Raw genomic sequence first — 20,039 nt, 5'->3', positions numbered from 1 at the left:
AGTTGGAGCAGAACTCACCTGCGGCGGGGTTCGGCCTTCCGATCCGGCGGAAATCTCCAGTTTGTGCACACCTGGACCTGTGCGCACCGGGGTCAGCCCTGTCGATCGCCGGGTTCGGGGCCGTGGATCACCGCCACCAGGCTGAAGGCCCCGGGGCGGCGCCGAAAAGCGGCATAGGCTCGAGGTATGAGCAGCGCAGCGCAGTCCCCCGTCCCTCCGCCGGCGGGCCCTCCCCTCACCCCTCCCCCGGCGGACCCCCATGCGTCATCGGCTTCCGACATCCTCACCGCGCTCGACGCACAGGTCGCGACCGGGCTGAGCGCCGCTGACGCGACGCAGCGCCGCGAGCACTTCGGCAGCAACGAACTCGCCTCCGCGCCCCCGGTGCCGATCTGGCGCCGCGCCCTGGCGCTGGTCGCCGAGCCGCTCACCTACCTGCTGCTCGCAGCAATCGTGGTGTCGGTGATCGCGTGGGCGGCGGAGGGCATGCACGGCCTGCCGGTGGATGCGATTGTGATCGCCGCGGTGATCGTGCTGAACACCGTGATCGGTCTCGTGCAGGAGCTGAAGGCCGCTGACGCGGTCGCAGCGCTGTCGCAGATGACGAGCCTGCACGCCACCGTCACCCGGGACGGGCGGCAGATGGAGATCAAGGCAGCGGACCTCGTCCCCGGGGACATCCTCCACCTCGGTGAGGGCGATGCCGTCCCGGCGGATGCGCGCCTGGTCAGGGTGGGCCACCTGATGGTGGCGGAGGCGGCGCTCACGGGTGAGTCAGTGCCGGTGGAGAAGTCCGCGGATGAGGTCGCTCGCGATGCGGCACTGGGCGACCGGACGTGCATGGTGTTCTCCGGGACGGCCGTCACGCAGGGCAGCGCGACCGCCGTGGTGACGGGGACGGGCGCCGCCACGGAGATCGGGAAGATCGCTGACATGATCTCGGACGCCGGCGAAGTGGAGACGCCCCTGCAGAAGGAGATGGCATCCGTCGGCCGCATGCTCACCATCGCGGTCATCGCCATCGCCCTGATCGTCATGGTCGCGGCGTACCTCGCGACCGATGACCATTCGCTGTCCTCCATCGTGACGGTGCTGCTGCTGGGGGTGTCGCTGGCGGTGGCGGCGGTGCCGGAGGGGCTGACGGCGATCGTGTCGATGGTGCTGGCTCTCGGTGTGTGGGAGATGGCCCGCTCCAACGCGATCGTGAAGAAGCTGGATGCGGTGGAGTCGCTGGGCTCAGCGGGCGTGGTGTGCACGGACAAGACAGGCACGCTGACGCAGAACCGGATGACGATCGAACGGGTGGTGACCGCTGACGGTGACCAAGCTGCGTCGGACAGTGCCGCCGCTGCGACGCTGCAGCTGGGGGCGCTTGCCTCGAACGCGCGGCTCACACCGGAGGGGCCGCTGGGGGATCCGACGGAGGCGGCGTTCCTGCTGGCCTGCGCTGACGGCCCGCACACGATCCCCGGGTGGGAGCGCATGGATGAGCTGCCGTTCACCTCGGAGCGCAAGCGCATGTCGGTCGCGGTGACGGGTGAGGCCGGGGAGCCGCTGCTGATCATGAAGGGCGCGCCGGATGTGGTGCTGGCGCGATGCTCCCGCATCCGCACCGCGGGCGGCGATGCGCCGCTGGATGAGGCGGGTCGCACCGGCATCGAGGGCGAGATCGCGCGGCTCGCGGGGGACGCGTACCGCACGCTTGCGGTCGCGATCCGGGAGGCCGACGGAGGCCGCGCCTGGACGACTTCCGGCGACCTGACGGAGGACGCCGAGCAGGACCTGACGTTTGTGGGGCTTGCGGCGATGATCGACCCGCCGCGCCCCGAAGCGGCCGATGCGATCGCCGAAGCGCAGCACGCAGGGATCCGGGTCATCATGATCACCGGTGACCACCCGCTGACTGCGGGCCGCATCGCTGAGGACCTCGGCATCAACCAGCCGCAGGTGATGACGGGCGCTCAGGTCGATGCCCTGGACGATGCCGAATTCGCCGACGCGGTCAGCGGCACGTCCGTGTTCGCCCGGGTGAACCCGAGCCACAAGCTGCGGATCGTGCGCCACCTGCAGGAGAGCGGCACGGTCGTCGCGATGACCGGTGACGGCGTGAACGACGCCCCTGCGCTGAAGCGCGCCGACATCGGCGTGGCGATGGGCATCACCGGCACGCAGGTGTCCCACGACGCCGCCGCCATGATCCTCACCGACGACAACTTCGCCTCCATCATCACCGCGGTGGAGAAGGGCCGCGGCATCTACCGGAACCTCACGAAGGTTCTGCGGTACCTGCTGTCCTCGAACATGGGCGAAGTGCTCACGGTGATGGGCGGTGTGTTCCTCGCGGGGCTGCTCGGGCTGACTCAGGCCGACGGGTCCGTGCTCCTGCCGCTGCTGGCCACGCAGATCCTGTGGGTGAACCTGGTGACGGATTCCCTGCCGGCTCTGGCGCTGGGTCTGGATCCGGTGGATGACTCGGTGATGCAGGATCCGCCGCGCCGCCCGGGTGATCGGGCTCTGAACGGCCCGGAGTGGGCTCGGATCCTGTGGACGGGTTTCGTCATGGGCGCGCTGACGCTGCTGACTTTGGATGCTGGACTGCCCGGCGGCCTGATCGACGGTTCCGATGATGCGACGACGGCGCGGACCGTCGCGTTCACGGTGCTGGTGGTGCTGCAGATCGTGAACGCCCTGTCGGTGCGGCACGCGCACCGCAGCATGGCGGTGGGCCTGTTCACGAACGGGAAGCTGTGGGCGGCGCTGGGGATCACGCTCGGCCTGCAGCTGCTGGTGCTGTACGTCCCGCTGCTGAACACGGCGTTCTCGACCGTGCCGCTGGACGGCGCGCACTGGCTGGTGGTGCTGGGCGCCGCGGTGGTGTTCCTGCTGATCGAGGAGGTGCGCCGCCTGATCGTGCGGATGCTGCGGCGCCGCTGACGGGCGTGTGCCAGGACGGCGCCGGGCGCGGTCCTCTCAGCCCTTCAGGACGTACTGGAGGGTCTGGACGACCTGATCAGTGGTGCGGCACCAGGCCTGGGCGTCGGCGTCGACTTCCTTGAGCGGGTGGACGATGTCCTCGTCGTGGAGGGTGATGTAGGGGGTGCCGAGGGCGGAGCAGTAGCCGGCGTCGAACGCCGCGTTCCACTGCTTGTACTTGTCGCCGAAGCGCACCACCACGAGATCGGCCTGCTGGATGAGTGTGCGGGTGCGGATCGCGTTGACCTTGGAGGACTGGTTGTCGCGCCACCAGCCCTCGGGGGCGTCGCCGAGGTGGTCACCGGCGGCGTCGCTGGCGGGGTGGTCGGTGACCGGCGCGGTGAAGGTGATGTCGAGGCCGGCGGCTTCAGCACCGCGCTGGACCTCCTCGCGCCAGTCGGAGTGGATCTCGCCGGAGAGGTACACGGTGAAGGTCATGGTGCGGCTCCTCTGTCGCGTCTGGTGTGCGGGTGGGCTGCCGCCATCGTAGCCGCCTGGTCGGGGCGGCCGACGGGTGCTGGCGGTTCGTCGTCCCAATCCTGGCGGCATGGATGAGGATGCGCTGCGGATCACCGGAAGGAGTCTGGCGAACACCTCCGCGCTCACGCGGGCATCCGCGGACCGGTAGTGCCGGACGACGTGGTCTGACGTCACCACCTCTGCACAGTACCGATCAGCCCAGCGCCACGAGGTCGGAGCCCCGTGGCGCCGGGGCGGTCCTCACGCAGCCGCGTTCACTGCCCCGCAGGCAGCGTCAGGCTGTACTCGAGCTCGAACCCGTCGGCGGTTTCCCTGGTCTGCTGCCGGACGCAGAAGGGGTCCGCTCCGGCCTGCTCCGCCACCAGGGACAGCGCGATCCCCGCGCGCTGCGGAAGCGGGCCACCGGCGAGCCGGTCCTCCGGGCGCTGGCGTTCGCTGTCGGCGCTGTCAGCGGCCGCGACGCTCTCGGCGACGAAGGCCTCGACACGGTCAGGCAGCTCCCCGGTCATCACCGGGTGCCCATCGATCGTGAAGTCCGCCCGAATCCTGTCATCAACGGGAATGCAGCACGCCGTCTGGATAACGCTCGGGCGTGCAGATTCAGTGCGCAGCTCCATCCACGAGTGGTGCTCCCCCGCGTCCTGAGCGTCGACCAGCCCCCGTGACGCGAGTTCGGCGAACAGGCCGGAGGACAGCTCCGCCACGCGCCCGAAGCACTCCTCAGCTGCCTGCCCATCAGCATCGTCGACCAGATCACGCAGATCCAGAGGAACAGCGACGCCGACCCAGGGCTGTGCTGCGCAGCTGCGTGTCTTCACCGCATTCAGATCGATGTCCTGCCAGTGCGGGGCCTCCTCCAGTGCCCAGTCCTCGAGTTCTCGCTGCGCAGCGAGTTCGGCTCGGCGCTGGGCGAGCAGCTCATCGATCTCGGCCGGATGGGTGAGCGCCCGCTTCATCTGGGAGATTCCCATACCGGACGTGCGCAGCACCCGCAGCAGTGCCGCGTCGCGCAGCTGTGAGGCCCGATAGGAGCGGTAGCCGTTGAATTCGTCCACTTCGGCTGCGGGGAGCAGACCGATCTCGTCGTAGTACCTGAGCGTCTTCACGCTCAGTCCTGTGCTGTACGCGAACTGTCCGATGTTCATCATCGCAAATCCCTTCTGCTGTGTCGTCAGCACGTGCTGACACCACAACCGTGCGGCATCCAGCAACTGGAAGGTCAACATTCCGGGCCGGCTGGAAGGCACGAGGATCCATGGCGGGTCCCGCTGCTAGTGGTCGATCATCGGGATGGGGTCGAAGGACGGCGAAGGATCAGACCTGAGCCGCCCATAGGTGTCAACGTCGATCCGCTGGCCGTCCACGAGGAACTTCGCCCGCTCAGTCCCCTCCTTCACGAACCCGGCATGTCTCGCCACTGCTCCGGATGCAGGGTTGTTCACGCGGTGCCCCAGCTCGAGACGCTCCAGCCCGCCCTCGCTCAGAGCCCACGTCGCGACGGTGGCGGCCGCCGCGGACATCCACCCGCGTCCGCGGGCCGCGTCCGTCATCCAGTACCAGAACCACCCGTTGAGGTTCGTGTCATCGACGCTCACGCACACGAGGCCGACCAGCTCGTCCTCGGCGACGATGGCCCAGGCTTCGTGCGGCGCACCCGCCTCCGTCAACCTGTTCACATAGCGCTCTGAATCGGCAGGAGTCGACACATCGCCCTGGCGCGCCATGTCGGGGTTCGATCGGAAGGCCGACAGCACCGCTGGGGCATCGCCGGGCCGAAGCCGGCGCAGAACAGGGGACGCGCCGCTCATGCGACCCGCCCCGGTGCTCTCACTGCGATCTGCTCGTCCACGATCTCGATCTCCTCCTGCCAGCTGTCCGCACAGTCTTCGTCCGCACCGGACGGTTCCGTGACTTGTCGAAGAATACCCGCTGTCCTACCGGCACTGGCCCCAATACGTCACTTCTCATTCACCTGGCCGCCACGCGCGCACCGTAGAGGTATAGGTCCCTATCCCCCCGATGAAAGAGACGCACGTGTCCCCTCTTTGGCATGCTCAGGCACGCAGAACCCCCGCTTTCTCCTCCCGCACACTCGCAGCAGCCGCACTCAGCTGCTCGATCGTCATCGCCCCCGCAGTCCTTCCTGCCGGTGTGGCTCCTTCGGTCATCCAGAGCGCGTCGGCCGCTGCTCCTGAAACGTGGCCGCTCATCGTCACCGAAATCGCCCCCGACAACAGCGGCGTGGACAACTTCGAATTCATCGAAGTCACCAACCCCGGGACCGAACCGGCAACCATCGGTGACGGCGGCCTCGCGCTCAGCTACATCTATGCCGACTCCGCCGACACGTCGAAGGACGTCCCGCTCACGGTTGAATCCCCCGTCACCGTTGAGCCCGGTGAAACCGTGGTGCTGTGGCTGAACTACACGAGCACCACGGTCGACACATCGGCATACACCGCGGATGACTTCAGAGCAGCATGGGGCATCGATGCCGACACGCGCGTGGAGAAGATCGAAGGCCAGCCGGGCATGGCGAACGGCGGCGAACGCGGCATCCGCATCTCCGACGCCTCGGGCAGTGAAGTGGTCCGCGCCTTCTACCCCACAGGAAGCGTCGGAGCCGGAAAGACCATCCACTTCCGAACGCCAGCCGATGCCGCGGCACGCTCCCTCGACGTCTTCGCCTCACTGTCAGCCCCCACCGCCGGCACGGTGGACCCCCAGCAGCTCGACGACCGGCCGGCGCCGGAGGATCCCGAGAAGCCGTCGGACCCTGACCCCGGCGCACCGGATCCGACAGATCCCGGCGACCCCGCGCCCACCATTCCGGGCCCGGGCCCTGACACCACCGTGGGGCACCTCATGATCACGGAGCTGGTCCCCGACTCCACGAACGTCGGCGGTTCTGACGGCTACGAATTCATCGAGATCTACAACCCGACCACCGAACCGATCAGTCTGGCCGACTACCAGCTCCGCTACCTCTACCCCACTGATGACCTCACCATCACCAACGCCGCCGTGTGGCCCATGAGCCCGGGCAATGCCGTGGTTGAGCCTGGAAAGACCGTGGTGGCATGGGTGAAGAACGGTCCCAATGCGGATCTCACCAAGGAAGACTTCGCAAAGAACTACAACGTCGACCCGAACTCGTTCGAGCTGGTCGAGATCGAGTCCGCCGGCATGGCGAACGGCTCGATCCGCGGTATGGAGATCCAGACCCGCGCGGGCGATCCGGTGCACCGCGTGTTCTACAACGTGGGCGGTGCTGACGACACCGGCCCAGACGCCGGCATCCACTACACCGTGGATCCCAAGGACTTCGCCACCGGCATGATCATGGAGAAGTCTGCGGCCACGCCGGGCTCAGCTCAGCCGGGCCAAGTGCCGAGCGAACCGGTCGCTCTCAACCCCGACACCGCCGCCCCCAAGATCGAGGACCGTTCGCCCGCCTCCATCGACCCCTCGAAGGACGCCCAGCTCACGTTCGCCATCAGCGACGATGTGCAGGTGCGCCGAGTGGAGGTGTCGCTCTCATCAAGCTCCGACGCCACGCCGCAGGTGCACAACCTGACGAGGAACGCCGACGGCACGTTCACGCTCACGATCCCGCAGGCGGACCTCACCGGCAAGAAGCACTTCGAATACTCGGTGGCGGCCTCGGACGGCACGCACGAGTCGACCCTGGACGCTGTCCGCGTCCCAGTGGACGGCGCAGACACTGATCCGCTGCGCCTCAATCTGACAGACGGCCAGTTCGTCAACGGCACAGTGCCCGTTTCCGCAGCAACCGACAGCCCCTCCGACGAGCCGGAGGTGTGCGTGGACGGCACCACACTCACCGGGGCGAAGCCATCCCTCGAGACCTCGCCGGTCTTTGCGTTCGAGGCGTCGCAGACCGACACCTACTTCCGCAACGGTGTGCTCGTAGGCGACGACGTGCTGCACGTATTCGACGAGGGGCTCTACGACAAGTGGGCCACGATCTCCACCGACGTTCCCCTGACATATGTGACCCAGGGGAAGAACCTGCAGCTCGATATCGCCGCGGGAACGAAAGCGAAGCCCGGCATCGACGAGAACGAGAACAACGACGACTTCACCGTCCGGAATGTGCGCCTCATTCTCCCCGACGGCCGCACGCTGCGCGCCCCAGGATGGGACAACCCCGACACCATCATCCAGATGGGGGATTCCGCGGGCAAGGTTGACATCCTCAACGCGAAGTTCGACATTCCATCCGATGTCTTCACTGCTCGTTCTGCCGATTGGGACACCACGACGGTGGCCGACGGCGAGCACACCGTCTGCGGAATCGGACCTGATGGATCGCGCGTGGAACGAACCGTCATCGTGGACAACACCGGGCCGGAGATCACGTCACCGATCGCCGACGGAGCGGAACTGCGAGGAGAGTTCCCCGTGGACTTCTCCGCCACGGACACGGGCTCGGGTCTCGAATCGGTGAATGCAGCACTCGACGGTGAACCGGTGGAGTCCGGTACGACCTTCTCGAGCCTCACCATGAAGCCGGGAACCCACACACTGGTCATCACGGCGAAGGACACGGTGGGGAACACCTCGAAGAAGACGATCACCTTCACCACGCCGCTGGAGCAGCCGTCGGGCGAGATCGTCACCGAACCCGGAGCGGAGCTGAGCGTCTGCACCGACTCGTCCCTCACAGCGCAGGTGTCTGACCCGAGTGGGGATGCGCTGGACGTGTCGTTCCGGGAGGGACACAGCGCGTCACTGTCCAACGGCACTCTCAACGGCACAGGCGGCGCAGTGCAGGATGCGGACCAGAGCGAACGCACGGGCGCAGAAGTGAGCGCTGGCAGGGCAACGACCTCAGATGATGCGCTGCCCTTCCATGCCTTCACCACGCCGGTCCCTGAAGGCTCCCCCGAGGATTCGCTCATCCGTGTGGCCTGGAGCGGCACAACCGACCCCGGTGCGCGTGTGCGACTCCTGGTGTGGAACACCGACAAGAGCGCCTACGAGGAAGTCGACGTCACGCTCACCGACTCGAAGTCCGGTGCCGGCACGCTCGAAGCGATGGTGCCCCTCGCGGGACACACCGTGGATGGTGAGATCCGCGCTGTGGTGCAGCATTCGGAAGGATGGGCGGGCAAGAACCTGTCCGACCGTTCGACCGCGGTCACACCTCACCACCCGGACGACACTCCGCGCAGCGACTACGACTTCACCTTCGGGTGGGAATCGGACACGCAGTACTACAACGAATCGTACTTCGAGAGCCAGCTGGCGATCCACGACTACTTCCTGGACCGCCGAGACGAGATGAACCTTCAGTACGTGTTCCATACCGGCGACATCGTGGATGAGGCGGACAAGCAGTACCAGTGGGACAACGCCGATCAGGCGTATCGGATGCTCGATGATGCACAGCTCCCGTACGGCGTCCTCGCCGGGAACCACGATGTGGGCCACCTGTCGAACGACTTCACGGCCTATTCGAAGCACTTCGGCGAGGCCCGATATGCAGGCAACCCGTGGTACGGCGGCAGCTACAAGGACAACCGCGGCCACTACGACCTCATCTCCGCGGGCGGTCACGATTTCATCATGCTCTACATGGGCTGGGATCCGGGCGACGAGGAGATCGCGTGGATGAACGAAGTCCTGGCGAAGTATCCCGAACGAACCGCCTTCATCAACCTGCATGAATACATGCTCACCACCGGCGGACTCGGGCCGGTCCCGCAGCGGATCTACGACGAGGTCGTGGCCACGAACCCGAATGTTCGGGCAGTGATGAGCGGCCACTACCACGATGCCTACACCCGTGTGGACACGTTCGATGACGACGGCGACGGCACGAAGGAGCGGACCGTCACGCAGATGCTGTTCGACTACCAGGGCCTGCCCGAAGGAGGCGAGGGCTTCCTCCGCCTCATGCACTTCGACAACCAGGGCGAAAAGATGATCGCGCGCACGTATTCCCCGGTCCGCGACATCTACAACTCGGAGGACCCGAGCCTGGAGCCCGAGCACCAGGAGTTCCAGGTGAGCTACGCCGACCTGGGGCTCGAGCCCCGCACGAAGTCGCTCACCTCGACCGATGCCCGCATCGACGTGCTCACGAGCACCGAACTGGGCGCAGTCAAGGGCGCAGCGTCACCGTCGGAGGTGTCGGTCGACGTGAAGGAGCTCGCTGACGGCACGCATTCCTTCTACGTTCTCACCACGGATCCGTACGGTGCGAAGCACTATTCGCCTGTTCAGGACGTCACCGTGAAGGGCGAGGACTGTGACGTGGAGGAGCTGCCGGAGACGCCGGAGAACCCGTCGGACCCCAAGGGCCCGGGAACGTCACCCGCCCCTGGGAAGCCCTCGAAGCCGCAGTCCCCCACCGTGCCTGGGCAGCCCGTGGCCAATGACCCGCGTGACCCCGAAGAGCCGGGGAAGCCGGCAGGACCAGGGGTGAGTGACGAGGCTGGTCACGGATCGGCGCCAGGGGATGCACAGAAACCGGAGGCGGGGACGGCAGGCGCATCGGGCCAGGACGCGACCGCGGGTTCCGGCCGGGACTCTCGTCCGCAGTCGGATTCCGCTCAGTCCGCCCGTGAGGGCTTCCTGCCGCGGACCGGTACCGAAGCCGCTGGGCTGATCGCGGCGGCGGTCGTGCTCATCGCAGCCGGGGCGGCGGTGATTCGCCTGCGCCGCAGTCGCCGCTAGCATTCACCCGCACGACGGGGTCGCGCTCCTGCATGGGGCGCGGCCCCGCCTGCTCCACGGCGCCGACGGCGCTGACGTCGGCGGGCGCCGTCAGCACTTCCAGTAGCCGCAGAAGGTGACCTCGCCTCGCGCCCAGCCGCGCTGACGGACAAGATGCCGCCTCACTCCCGTGGCCAGCGCGGACTCCCCCACAGCGAACGCGTGGCGGTCGGCCGTCGGAAGGTCGAGCTGCGGCAGCTCGCCGAGGATCATGGCTCCCGGGGCGACATCAGCGGAGCGCACCAACCAGCGCAGCTCCATCCCGCTGGGGAGCTCCACCGACTGCGCGTCCGACGGATCAGGGATCTCCACCAGCGCACAGCCGCGCGCCGTGCGCGGGAGGTCCCGCAGAACACCCACGACGGCGGGAAGTCCGGTCTCATCGGCAGCCAGGAGGAGGTTCTGCGCTGAGGGCTCGGGCCACCCGCACCCCTGGTCGAGGAGCGCTGCGCGGTCACCGGGCCGCGCGCTCGCGGCCCAAGGGCCGGCGACTCCCTTGTCGCCGTGGAGAACGAAATCGATGTCCAGTTCGCCGGCGTCCGGGCGCCAGGCACGCAGGGTGTACGAGCGCACCGATGGGCGGCGCCTGGCCGGCACGGTGAGCAGGCGCGCGTACGTCCCCCTGGTGATGCGATCAGGCACGTGATCCAGGCTCGCAGGATCGCTCGTCGGCAGGAACAGGCGCACCCACTGGTCGAAACCACGCCAGCGGAGGCGTGCGAGGTCATCGCCGGTGAATGTGACCCGTTGGATGCACGAGGAGATGCGTTCGGAGCGAGCCACGTGAACCCGCATCGGGCCGTCGCCCTGTGAGACGGAGATGTTGCTCATGCGGTGCTCGCCTCGATTCGACGGGTGTGCGCAACCCCCGCTGCTGTGCCGAGGAAAGCGAGTGCCGCGCTCACGAGGAACACGGGAGCGTAGCCGACGGTTCCCGCGGCGTACATGATTGCGGCGCCGAGGACGTAGCTCGCGGTCATCGCGACAGCGGCGAGCACTGTGAAGTCGGTGGCTTCGGAACCGGGACGAGCCAACGACATATTGACGGTGTAGACGATAGTGCTCGCCGCCGCCATCGCCGCCACGAACACACTGAGGACCACCACGGTCAGCAGGAAGGGCGCCCACCCGGAGGCCAGCGGGAGCAGCGCGATCACGGCGAACGCATCCACGAGCCCGACGGTGAGCAGGCAGCGCGAGACCCCGAATCGTCGAACGCACGGCCCGACGATCAGGGAGGCCGCCGCCGCGGGGATGGCGAGGAACATTCCCAGCACCCAGCCGAGACGATCCAGCCCCCAGCCGGCATCGGTGAGTGCGGGAGACAGGAGGCCGTACGCGGCGGTGGTGCCGGCCAGGAACAGCGGCATCACCGCGAGTCCCCACATGCGCCCGCCGGGCTGACGGAACACTCGCACGAGAGAGGCATAGGCAGGGCCGAGCCGCAGCTCGGGAGCATCGGGGAGGCGCTCGCGATGGCGAAGGCTGAGCGGGAGCGGGATGAGGCAGAGCGCAGCCAGCGCAATCATCGCCGGCGCCCAGCCGAAGGCGTCGAAGATCAGCACGATGACGCCGCCGCCCAGGATGTTGCCGACCCACTGCGCTGCGTTGGCGATGCCGTTGGCGAGTGGTCGCGTCGCGTCGTTGACGGCGCGGGCGGTCAGGCCGTCGGCGGCGATGTCCTGCGTGGCGCTGATGAAGGTGTAGAGCGCTATGACGGCACCGAGGACGCCGAGATGCTGGGCGGGCTCAGGAATCGCGACCAGGGCGAGGCTGGCGAGCGCCAGGAGTGGCTGCAGCACGAGGAGCCACGTGCGGTAGTGGCCCGTCTTGGTCCGGCCGAATCGGTCGACGAGCGGCGCCCACAGGGGTTTGAGCGCCCACATTGCGCCCGCCAGGGAGACGGCCGCGAGGCTTTCGAGGGAGACTCCTTCGCGCCGCAGGATGGCGGTCAGCCCGACGTAGATGAAGCCGACACCCAGATACTGCGTGACGTAGAGGGACGCGACGAGCGGCAGCACGCCGTGGGTCGTCGTGTGGTCCTGATCATCGTGCGGGGCCGTAGCCGTCACCAGGACGGCGGGGGCGGTAGCGCTCATGGAGATCCTTCCGTTAGGCAAGGGTAACCTTACGGAATTATGAAACTCGCGTCTAGCGCTAATGCGGGCCCAGTTGCGCAGGCGACGTCGCTCCCATCAGGGAGCCGTGTTCGACGGTCTGCCGGACAGGTGGTCACACGTTGAAGCGGAACTCGACCACGTCGCCGTCGGCCATGACGTAGTCCTTGCCCTCCATGCGGACCCAGCCCTTGGCCTTGGCCTCGTTCATCGAGCCGGCCTCATCGAGCTGGTCGAAGGAGACGATCTCGGCCTTGATGAACCCGCGTTCGAAGTCGGTGTGGATGACCCCGGCTGCCTGCGGAGCGGTCCAGCCCTTGCGAATGGTCCACGCGCGCGCTTCCTTCGGGCCGGCGGTGAGGTAGGACTGCAGGTTGAGGGTGTCGTAGCCGACGCGCGCCAGCTGATCCAGTCCGGACTCCTCCTGGCCGGTGGACTCAAGCATCTCCTTCGCCTCCGCCTCGTCCAGCTCGATGAGCTCGGACTCGAACTTCGCGTCCAGGAAGATCGCTTCGGCCGGCGCCACGAGCTCCCGCAGCTCCTGCTGCATGGCGGCGTCAGCGAGGCCCTCTTCGTCGGTGTTGAACACGTAGATGAACGGCTTGGTGGTCATCAGCTGCAGGTCGCGCAGCAGCGAGGTGTCGATGCCGGCCTTCTTCGCGCCCTGAAACAGGGTCACGCCGGTCTCCAGCAGCTCCTTCGCCTTCATCACCTCGGGCAGGACCTCGCGGTCGATGACCTTGCGCTTGGTGTCCTTCTCCAGGCGCGGCAGGGCGTTCTCGATGGACTGCAGGTCGGCGAGGATCAGCTCAGCGGAGATGGTCTCCAGGTCGCCCTGCGGGTCCTTCGATCCGTCCACGCGGGTCACGTTCGGGTCGGAGAAGGCGCGGGTGACCTGGCAGATCGCGTCGGCCTCGCGGATGTTGGCGAGGAACTTGTTGCCCAGGCCTTCGCCTTCGCTGGCGCCCTTGACGATGCCGGCGATGTCCACGAAGGACACGGTCGCGGGCAGGATCTTCTGCGAACCGAAGATCTCAGCGAGGCGGCCGAGGCGCGCATCCGGCAGGGGCACCACGCCGACGTTCGGGTCGATGGTCGCGAACGGGTAGTTCGCGGCCAGCACCTCGGCGCGGGTCAGTGCGTTGAACAGGGTCGATTTGCCGACGTTGGGCAGGCCAACGATTCCAATAGTAAGAGCCACGCGCGCCAGTCTATCCGCCGCCTGCTCAGCCCGCCGCCGGCCGCTGGGGAACGGGGCCGATCTCACGGGCGGGGTGTCGCAGACTTTAAATGTCGCACCCCCGTGGTGGTCTAGTCCCATGGACATGTGGATCGTCATCGTCATCGGCATTGCGGCCTTCCTGCTCGGCATCATCGCGGGCTCCCTCTGGTCCGCGCGCACCCGCTCACGCGCCGACGACGAACAGGTGGATGTCGCTGCGATCGCTGCGAAGGCGGCCCAGGAGTCCTCGCAGCAGCTGCTGGCGCTGACCGACGAGCGCTACTCCCGCGACCACGCCCGCACCTCCGCTGCGCTCGCTCCGATCGGGCAGTCCCTCGAGCAGCTGCAGCAGTCGGTGGCGCGCACCGAGGCGGCCCGCTCACGCTCCGAGGGTGACCTCACCGCGCAGCTCCGCCGCCTCTCGCAGACCACCGCGGACCTCACCCACGGCACGGCGGCCCTCACCTCAGCGCTCAAGGCCCCCTCCTCCCGCGGCCAGTGGGGTGAGGTGCAGCTGCAGCGCATCGTGGAGGCCGCGGGGATGCTGGAGCACACGGACTTCTCCACCCAGAAGAGGGGGAGGTCGGCCGACGGGGACCGCGAGCAGCGCCCGGACCTCGTCGTGCATCTCTCGCAGGGCCGCTCCATCGTGGTGGATGCGAAGGCGCCGATGGATTCGTTCCTGCGCGCGGTTGACGCGCAGGACCCGTCGGAGCGCGCCGCCCACCTGCAGGCACACGCCCGCGCTCTGCGCATGCACGTCAGCTCCCTGAGTGCGAAGTCGTACTGGGCGGGGCTCGGGGACGCACCGGAGTTCGTGGTGCTGTTCGTTCCCTCCGATGGGGTGCTCGCCGCCGCCCTCGAGGCGGATCCCGGCCTGCTGGACGGCGCGTTCACCCTCGATGTGGTGATCGCCTCCCCCGCCACGCTGATGGCGCTGCTGCGGACCGTGGCGCACACGTGGCGCACCGACGCCCTCAACCGGGACGCCCTCGAAGTGCTGTCCCGCTCCAGGGAACTCCACAAACGCCTCACCACCATGGGGCGGCACTTCACGAAACTGGGGCGGTCACTCGATGGGACGGTGAAGACATTCAACGACGTGGTCGGCTCCTACCAGTCGAGGGTCATGCCGACCGCGCGTTCGATCGAGGAACTCGCTGCAATGGGCAAGCCCCTCGCCGAGCCGGGGCCCGTCACTTCACGCGCCCGCGAACTCCCCCGCGACACCGGCGATTCCGGCGACTCCGGCAAGCACGATCCGAGCACAGACTGACCGCCCCCGAGACTGGCATTTCCCACCAGGCGGACAGATTCTCCGAACCCACTTCGACGCACGTCACGACTGACTTACCATTCACTCAGCGTCATGGAAGCCACTGACCCGAAGGAGAATCCCGTGACCCGCTCATCCCTCCTGACCACCATCACCTCCCGAACCGCCGCAGTCCTCGCCGCCGGCGCCCTCGCGTTCTCCGGGGCCGCCCTCACCCCCACCGCTGCGAACGCGGCCGAACACGGCGACGCCCCCACCCAGGAATCCATCACCAAGGACGGCCCGTACGAGGTCACCTCCACCAAGCTCAAGGCGGGTGAGTTCTCCGGCTTCGGCGGCGGCACCCTCTTCTACCCCGCGAACCCGAAGGACGGTGAGAAGTACGGCCTGGTCGTCGCCATGCCCGGATTCCTCGAGCCGGGCTCGGTGAACGAAGTCACCGCCAAGCGCCTCGCCTCCCACGGCTTCATCGTGCTGCAGGCCAACACGTACACCGGTTTCGAACAGCCGCAGCAGCGGGCCACCATGGCCGTGCGCGCGATGGAGTCGGGCCTCAAGCATCCCGCGATCCAGAAGATCGTCGATAAGGACCGCACCGCGCTCATCGGCCACTCCATGGGAGGCGGTGGTGTCCTCTATGCCGCGCAGGCCCGCGAGTTCGATGCCGTCATCGCCGTGCACCCCTGGGCGAAGGAGGGCTTCCCCCGCGTCAACGAACCCACCCTCGTGGTGGGCGGCATGCTCGACAACGTCGCCCCCTACGCGCAGTACGCCCTGCCGATCTACGGCTCCCTCACCGGCGCGAAGGACCGCTACCTCATCAACCACCTCACCGGCACCCACTGGGCCGGCAATGTGGACGACCCCGCCCTGCAGGGCCGCATGCTGTCCTTCATGAAGGTGCATGTGGACGGCGACGAGCGCTACGCCGAACTGCTCTGCCAGGACGCCCTGCCGTCCACCACGTTCCGCTCCCCCAGCTGCTGATCCGCGTTAGGGCGCGGCAGTCCGCACACGACGAAGGGCCCCGCAGGTACGTTACCTGCGGGGCCCTTCGCGTCCGGTCCATCAGGCGGACGTGTAAACCACCGTTCCCCAGGGCGAAATCACCGTGGTCCGGTACTGGGCGTAGGTCTGTTTGGGGAATGACCCCTCAGGGCGGTGCTGCGGGTAGCGGATGTCGAATGTGACCGCATCCGACCCGTCGTGTTCGTTGTCCACGGGATTGGTCAGTTCGATGACCCATTTCCAGCCGTGGCGACCATCCGCCGTGGTGTAAGGGACACCCGTGAACGACTCTTTGCCGGTGTTGACGCCTGCACCGCTGAATTCGTTGGCCTTGAGGAAGTCGTAGTAGTCATCCGGATTGTTCGGCCGGTAGTCGCGCAGCAGAACATCCGGCCAAGCAGCGCCGTATGTGTCAGGACCGTAGCGCGTGCCGTCATGAGTGAAGGTGGTGTGCTCCTGACCAGCGACGCGCGGCTGGGGCGCGTAGGAGTCCTTCCCGCCGATGTTCTCGATGAAGATCTCGATGACATCGCCCTTGCCCACGGCACCGGGCGCCTCGGCCTTGTTGCCGTTGTAGTTGCCCGTGCTCTGATCCGGATAGATCGGATCCCATGCGCTGGCCTTCCTGGTCAGCGGGTTGGCGGTCTGTGACGCAGGAGTCTCATTGGTGACAGCCACCGTGCCGGACGGCCGTGTCGTGGGGTAGATGACCCAGGGCTGCAGGATGGTAGCAGCTCCTTTGTACTGGTTACTTGCACGCCAGGTGTTCGACCAGGGGGCTGCCACAAGCGTCCCAGTACCGGGAACAGGGCTGCCAGCGTAGGCAGGAGCCATCGTGGAGACAGCGATGACAGGGGCCGCCCAGGTCGCGCCCTTCAACAGATTCCGTCGGCCGGTAGTGGTCACGGTGAACCCTTTCTGTGTCTTCAGCGCACCTCGATCGAGCCCGATTCAGGAGCGGCGCGCTCCTCCTGACCGCGTAGTAGGTCCTTGACCAAACCGAAGGTAGATTACAGAGGCGTGACGCGGTCGTCAACGCTCTGCTCGGCGCCCGGCGGAGGCGTCTCTGCGCCACTCGCGCCACCGACTCGATATGTGAGACCGCCCCGGCGGGAACACTTCCGCATCCAGAGCCCTTCTCCGCACGAACCCCCAGGCCAGGACTGCTTTCACCTCTCTTGGGTTCATTGGGACGATCGTCCGAACAGAGCCGTACAATCGAATGAGGAAACTATTCAGTTAGCACCGATCCTGACGTCACCGGCCGCCGCGTAGCCCTGCCCGCTGCTGACCACTCGTCTCAGCGCCCGCGCCGAGCTCAGCAGACAACAACGAAGGACCCCACCGATCGGTGGGGTCCTTCTCTCGTCTGCGTCCCGTTCAACCGCGGTCAGCGTGCACGACGGGCGGGGTCAGCTCACTGTGCGTCGGCACCCGTCGGCGCAGCTCCCCGGCCGGACAGCGGCGACTGGTCCGCCGCATCCCGCATGTCCCGCTGCGGGCGCTCACGACGGTCATCGGCTCCCTGCACCTTCATCTCCTGGCGCAGCTCGCGCGGCAGGGAGAACATCAGGTCCTCCTGCGCGGTGCGGACACGCTCCACCGTGCCGTAGCCGCGTTCGGCGAGCTCCTTCAGCAGCGCCTGCACCAGCACCTCCGGCACGGACGCCCCCGAGGTGACTCCCACAGTGGTGACGCCCTCGAACCATTCGTCCTTCAGTTCGCTGATGAAGTCGATGCGGTGCGCGTCCTTCGCACCGTTCTCCTTCGCGACCTCCATCAGGCGTACGGAGTTGGAGGAGTTCGCGGAGCCGACCACGAGCACGAGGTCGGAATCGGGCGCGATCTTCTTCACCGCGACCTGGCGGTTCTGGGTGGCGTAGCAGATGTCGTCCGACGGCGGGGACTGGAGGTTCGGGAAGCGCTCACGCAGCCGCTCCACCGTCTCCATCGTCTCGTCCACGCTGAGGGTGGTCTGGCTCAGCCACACCACCTTGTCCGGGTCGCGCACCTGAATCGCGTCGAGGTCGTCACGGGAGTCCACGATCTGCACGTGATCAGGGGCCTCACCAGCGGTTCCCTCGACCTCTTCGTGGCCGGCGTGGCCCACCAGGAGGATGTCGTAGCCGGCCTTCGCGAAGCGGACAGCTTCCTTGTGCACCTTCGTCACCAGGGGGCAGGTCGCGTCGATCGTGCGCAGGCCCCGCTCCTCGGCGGCTTCGCGCACAGCCGGGGAGATGCCGTGGGCGGAGAAGATGACGAGGGACCCCTCGGGGATCTCGTCGACCTCCTCGACGAACACGGCGCCGCGCTCACGCAGGGAGTCCACCACGAACTTGTTGTGGACGATCTCGTGGCGCACGTACACGGTCTCGTCGAAGTGCTCGAGCGCCCGCTCGACGGCCACAACGGCCCGGTCAACGCCCGCGCAATACCCGCGGGGCTCTGCAAGAAGAACACGCTGATCAGTCACGCCCACCATCCTACGGACCACGAGGTGGGAACCCCAGCCGAAGCGAGCTGGCCCACCCGCGCGGACACACCGGGCCGGATCCCAGCCCCTCCCGACCGTCTACAATCGACTTCGTCCCCTCGGCCCGCTTCGGAGACTCCGTGACATCATCGCCTGCTCCTCGAGCACCCCACCGCTCCTACGACTCCGTTCTGCGCGCCCGCGTGGGCCTGCCGCCCGGCCCCGTGTTCGCCGCCCTCGGCGCACTCAGCGCCGCCTACTTCGCGATCACCGGAACCGTCTGGGCCGTGACCGGTGAGTTCACCCGCCTGGGCGGACATGCCGTTGAGCTCCTCGGCGCCGACCCCGGTTCGTGGACCTACTACAGGAGGTCACCGCGTTGGAGGGCGGCCCCCTGGACCGCACCGACGGCTGGATCGTCATCGCCATGCTCGCGGGGTCCCTCCTCGCAGCACTCTGGGCAGACGACTTCCGCGTCCGGACCCCGCCGCTGCGCCGCCGGTTCCCCCAGGCACTCGCCGGCGGCATCGTCGCCGGGTTCGGAGCCCGCCTCGCCTTCGGCTGCAACCTCGCCGCCATGTTCACCGGCATTCCGCAGTTCTCCCTGCACGCCTGGCTGTTCACCCTCACCACCGCGATCGGCACCTGGTTGGGTGTTCAGCTGATCCGACAGCGCTGGTGGCGCGGCCCCACTCGCCCTGTCCCCGCGTCCGCGCGCCAGCACCTCACCGCTGAGCAGAACCGGCGCCGACGGGTCCGCCACCTGTCCGCGTTCACGGTCATCGTGGCGGTTCTGGCCGCGGCATGCCTGCTGTACCTGCTCACCGAGCGGCCCCTGCTCGCCGTCGCCGTGGTGTTCGGCACCGTGTTCGGCGCGCTCATTCAGCGGGGTCAGATCTGCTTCACCGCGGCGTTCCGCGACCTCTGGGTCACGCGGAAGACCAAGCTCTCCGACGCGCTCGTGATCGGCCTGGCGACCGCCGTCATCACCACCTTCGTGGTTCTGCTGGTGACCGGAATGGACCCGCTGACCAAGCCCGCCGGGTGGGGCACCGTCATCGGCGGCACCCTGTTCGGCCTCGGCATCGTCATGGCCGGAGCGTGCGAAACCGGCATGATGTACCGCGCGATGGAAGGGCAGACAGTGGCGTGGGTGGCGTTCGGCGGCAATGTCATCGGCGCCACCGTCCTCGCCTACGGCTGGGACCACTGGGGCATCCACCGCCATCTGGTCGCCTCCGCTCCCCCGGTCAGTCTGACGAGCTTCGGCGGCCTGTGGGGAGCCCTGGTGATCTCACTGGTTCTGCTGGCGCTGTGGTGGCTGGCGATGTCGCCGCGCCGCACCAGTCGCCTCAGCCGTCTCAACGCTGAGGGATCCGCCCAGACAGAGCGAGAGGAGGTCGCCGCATGAGTTCCTCGTTCCGCACCGCGGACTACTCGCTGGACCTGCGCGGCGAGTCGTGCCCCTACCCTGTGATCCACACCCTCGAAGCACTGCACGGCCTGCGGCCCGGGGAGACGATCGAGATCTCCACCGACTGCCCGCAGGCGTACCGCAACGTGCCCGACGACGCACGCGCCGCGGGCCACGAGCTGCTCGGGGAACCCGTGAAGGAGGGCGCCACGATGCTGTTCGTGTTCCGCCGCGGTGACGCCGTGCTCGGCCGCCACCTCACCGAGGAGAAGCCGCGCCGCCGCTTCGGCTTCCTGCGGGGCCGACGGCATCAACACGAGCAGTGATCCACG

General features: G+C 67.6%; 14 protein-coding genes. 6 read left to right on the top strand and 8 right to left on the bottom strand.

What is annotated here, in order from left to right:
- Nucleotides 1-186 precede the first annotated feature (186 nt).
- A complete protein-coding gene (locus MHY20_RS01475) occupies nt 187-2,934 on the top strand; it encodes a cation-translocating P-type ATPase (RefSeq protein ID WP_239374068.1) in 2,748 nt (915 codons plus the stop codon).
- Between the two features lie 36 nt (nt 2,935-2,970).
- Here MHY20_RS01475 and MHY20_RS01470 read toward each other — a convergent pair whose 3' ends face one another.
- The 3 genes from MHY20_RS01470 to MHY20_RS01460 all read right to left on the bottom strand — a co-directional run bounded on the left by MHY20_RS01470 (nt 2,971) and on the right by MHY20_RS01460 (nt 5,261).
- Nucleotides 2,971-3,411: a YtoQ family protein gene (locus MHY20_RS01470; RefSeq protein ID WP_183375172.1), complete on the bottom strand. Its 441-nt coding sequence runs from the start codon at nt 3,409-3,411 to the stop codon at nt 2,971-2,973.
- A 296-nt stretch (nt 3,412-3,707) separates the two neighbouring features.
- Nucleotides 3,708-4,601 carry a MerR family transcriptional regulator gene (locus MHY20_RS01465; protein WP_239374066.1) on the bottom strand — a complete coding sequence of 298 codons (894 nt, stop codon included), beginning with the start codon at nt 4,599-4,601 and terminating at the stop codon, nt 3,708-3,710.
- A 123-nt stretch (nt 4,602-4,724) separates the two neighbouring features.
- Nucleotides 4,725-5,261 (bottom strand): GNAT family protein, encoded by a 537-nt coding sequence (locus tag MHY20_RS01460; RefSeq protein WP_239374063.1) that lies wholly within the window; start codon nt 5,259-5,261, stop codon nt 4,725-4,727.
- A gap of 343 nt (nt 5,262-5,604) precedes the next feature.
- On the opposite strand from MHY20_RS01460, the gene MHY20_RS01455 reads away from it, so the two are divergent.
- A complete protein-coding gene (locus MHY20_RS01455; protein ID WP_239374060.1) occupies nt 5,605-10,158 on the top strand; it encodes a lamin tail domain-containing protein in 4,554 nt (1,517 codons plus the stop codon).
- Nucleotides 10,159-10,248: 90 nt separating this feature from the next.
- Here the strand turns inward: MHY20_RS01455 and MHY20_RS01450 are convergent, their stop codons facing one another.
- The 3 genes from MHY20_RS01450 to ychF form a co-directional block, all read right to left on the bottom strand.
- Nucleotides 10,249-11,028: a siderophore-interacting protein gene (locus MHY20_RS01450; protein WP_239374057.1), complete on the bottom strand. Its 780-nt coding sequence runs from the start codon at nt 11,026-11,028 to the stop codon at nt 10,249-10,251.
- A complete protein-coding gene (locus MHY20_RS01445; protein WP_239374054.1) occupies nt 11,025-12,296 on the bottom strand; it encodes an MFS transporter in 1,272 nt (423 codons plus the stop codon). Before MHY20_RS01445 ends, MHY20_RS01450 begins: the two co-directional genes overlap by 4 nt.
- A gap of 133 nt (nt 12,297-12,429) precedes the next feature.
- Entirely contained in the window at nt 12,430-13,515 is a 1,086-nt protein-coding gene (gene ychF / locus MHY20_RS01440) for a redox-regulated ATPase YchF (protein WP_239374051.1), read from the bottom strand.
- Nucleotides 13,516-13,633: 118 nt separating this feature from the next.
- On the opposite strand from ychF, the gene MHY20_RS01435 reads away from it, so the two are divergent.
- Both MHY20_RS01435 and MHY20_RS01425 read left to right on the top strand, forming a co-directional pair.
- A complete protein-coding gene (locus tag MHY20_RS01435; RefSeq protein WP_239374048.1) occupies nt 13,634-14,812 on the top strand; it encodes a DNA recombination protein RmuC in 1,179 nt (392 codons plus the stop codon).
- A 123-nt stretch (nt 14,813-14,935) separates the two neighbouring features.
- Complete coding sequence (locus MHY20_RS01425) at nt 14,936-15,799, top strand: dienelactone hydrolase family protein (RefSeq protein WP_343217722.1); 864 nt, start codon at nt 14,936-14,938, stop codon at nt 15,797-15,799.
- Nucleotides 15,800-15,880: 81 nt separating this feature from the next.
- Here the strand turns inward: MHY20_RS01425 and MHY20_RS01420 are convergent, their stop codons facing one another.
- Nucleotides 15,881-16,726 (bottom strand): hypothetical protein, encoded by an 846-nt coding sequence (locus MHY20_RS01420; RefSeq protein WP_239374046.1) that lies wholly within the window; start codon nt 16,724-16,726, stop codon nt 15,881-15,883.
- A 511-nt stretch (nt 16,727-17,237) separates the two neighbouring features.
- The gene (locus tag MHY20_RS01415; RefSeq protein WP_239374044.1) at nt 17,238-18,302 is read right to left on the bottom strand and encodes a 4-hydroxy-3-methylbut-2-enyl diphosphate reductase; all 1,065 of its coding nucleotides are present in this window, start codon (nt 18,300-18,302) and stop codon (nt 17,238-17,240) included.
- Between the two features lie 343 nt (nt 18,303-18,645).
- Here MHY20_RS01415 and yedE point away from each other — a divergent pair, with 343 nt between their 5' ends.
- Complete coding sequence (yedE, locus tag MHY20_RS01410; protein WP_239374042.1) at nt 18,646-19,704, top strand: selenium metabolism membrane protein YedE/FdhT; 1,059 nt, start codon at nt 18,646-18,648, stop codon at nt 19,702-19,704.
- Nucleotides 19,701-20,033 carry a sulfurtransferase-like selenium metabolism protein YedF gene (yedF, locus tag MHY20_RS01405; protein ID WP_183375467.1) on the top strand — a complete coding sequence of 111 codons (333 nt, stop codon included), beginning with the start codon at nt 19,701-19,703 and terminating at the stop codon, nt 20,031-20,033. The genes yedE and yedF overlap by 4 nt, the downstream gene beginning before the upstream one ends.
- Nucleotides 20,034-20,039 lie beyond the last annotated feature (6 nt).

Origin of the sequence: Helcobacillus sp. ACRRO, assembly GCF_022347125.1 — a bacterium.
GTDB classification, from domain to species: Bacteria; Actinomycetota; Actinomycetes; order Actinomycetales; family Dermabacteraceae; genus Helcobacillus; species Helcobacillus massiliensis.
The sequence above is the reverse complement of the archived record's forward strand: the minus strand, read 5'-3'. Positions and strand labels throughout refer to the sequence as shown.

Bases quoted from the DNA above. Each gene is read 5' to 3' on its own strand.
- MHY20_RS01435 (WP_239374048.1), top strand. From the start codon at position 13,634: ATGGACATGTGGATCGTCATCGTCATCGGCATTGCGGCCTTCCTGCTC.
- MHY20_RS01465 (WP_239374066.1), bottom strand. From the start codon at position 4,601: ATGATGAACATCGGACAGTTCGCGTACAGCACAGGACTGAGCGTGAAG.
- MHY20_RS01460 (WP_239374063.1), bottom strand. From the start codon at position 5,261: ATGAGCGGCGCGTCCCCTGTTCTGCGCCGGCTTCGGCCCGGCGATGCC.
- yedF (WP_183375467.1), top strand. From the start codon at position 19,701: ATGAGTTCCTCGTTCCGCACCGCGGACTACTCGCTGGACCTGCGCGGC.
- MHY20_RS01470 (WP_183375172.1), bottom strand. From the start codon at position 3,411: ATGACCTTCACCGTGTACCTCTCCGGCGAGATCCACTCCGACTGGCGC.
- MHY20_RS01475 (WP_239374068.1), top strand. From the start codon at position 187: ATGAGCAGCGCAGCGCAGTCCCCCGTCCCTCCGCCGGCGGGCCCTCCC.
- MHY20_RS01445 (WP_239374054.1), bottom strand. From the start codon at position 12,296: ATGAGCGCTACCGCCCCCGCCGTCCTGGTGACGGCTACGGCCCCGCAC.
- MHY20_RS01450 (WP_239374057.1), bottom strand. From the start codon at position 11,028: ATGAGCAACATCTCCGTCTCACAGGGCGACGGCCCGATGCGGGTTCAC.
- MHY20_RS01415 (WP_239374044.1), bottom strand. From the start codon at position 18,302: ATGGTGGGCGTGACTGATCAGCGTGTTCTTCTTGCAGAGCCCCGCGGG.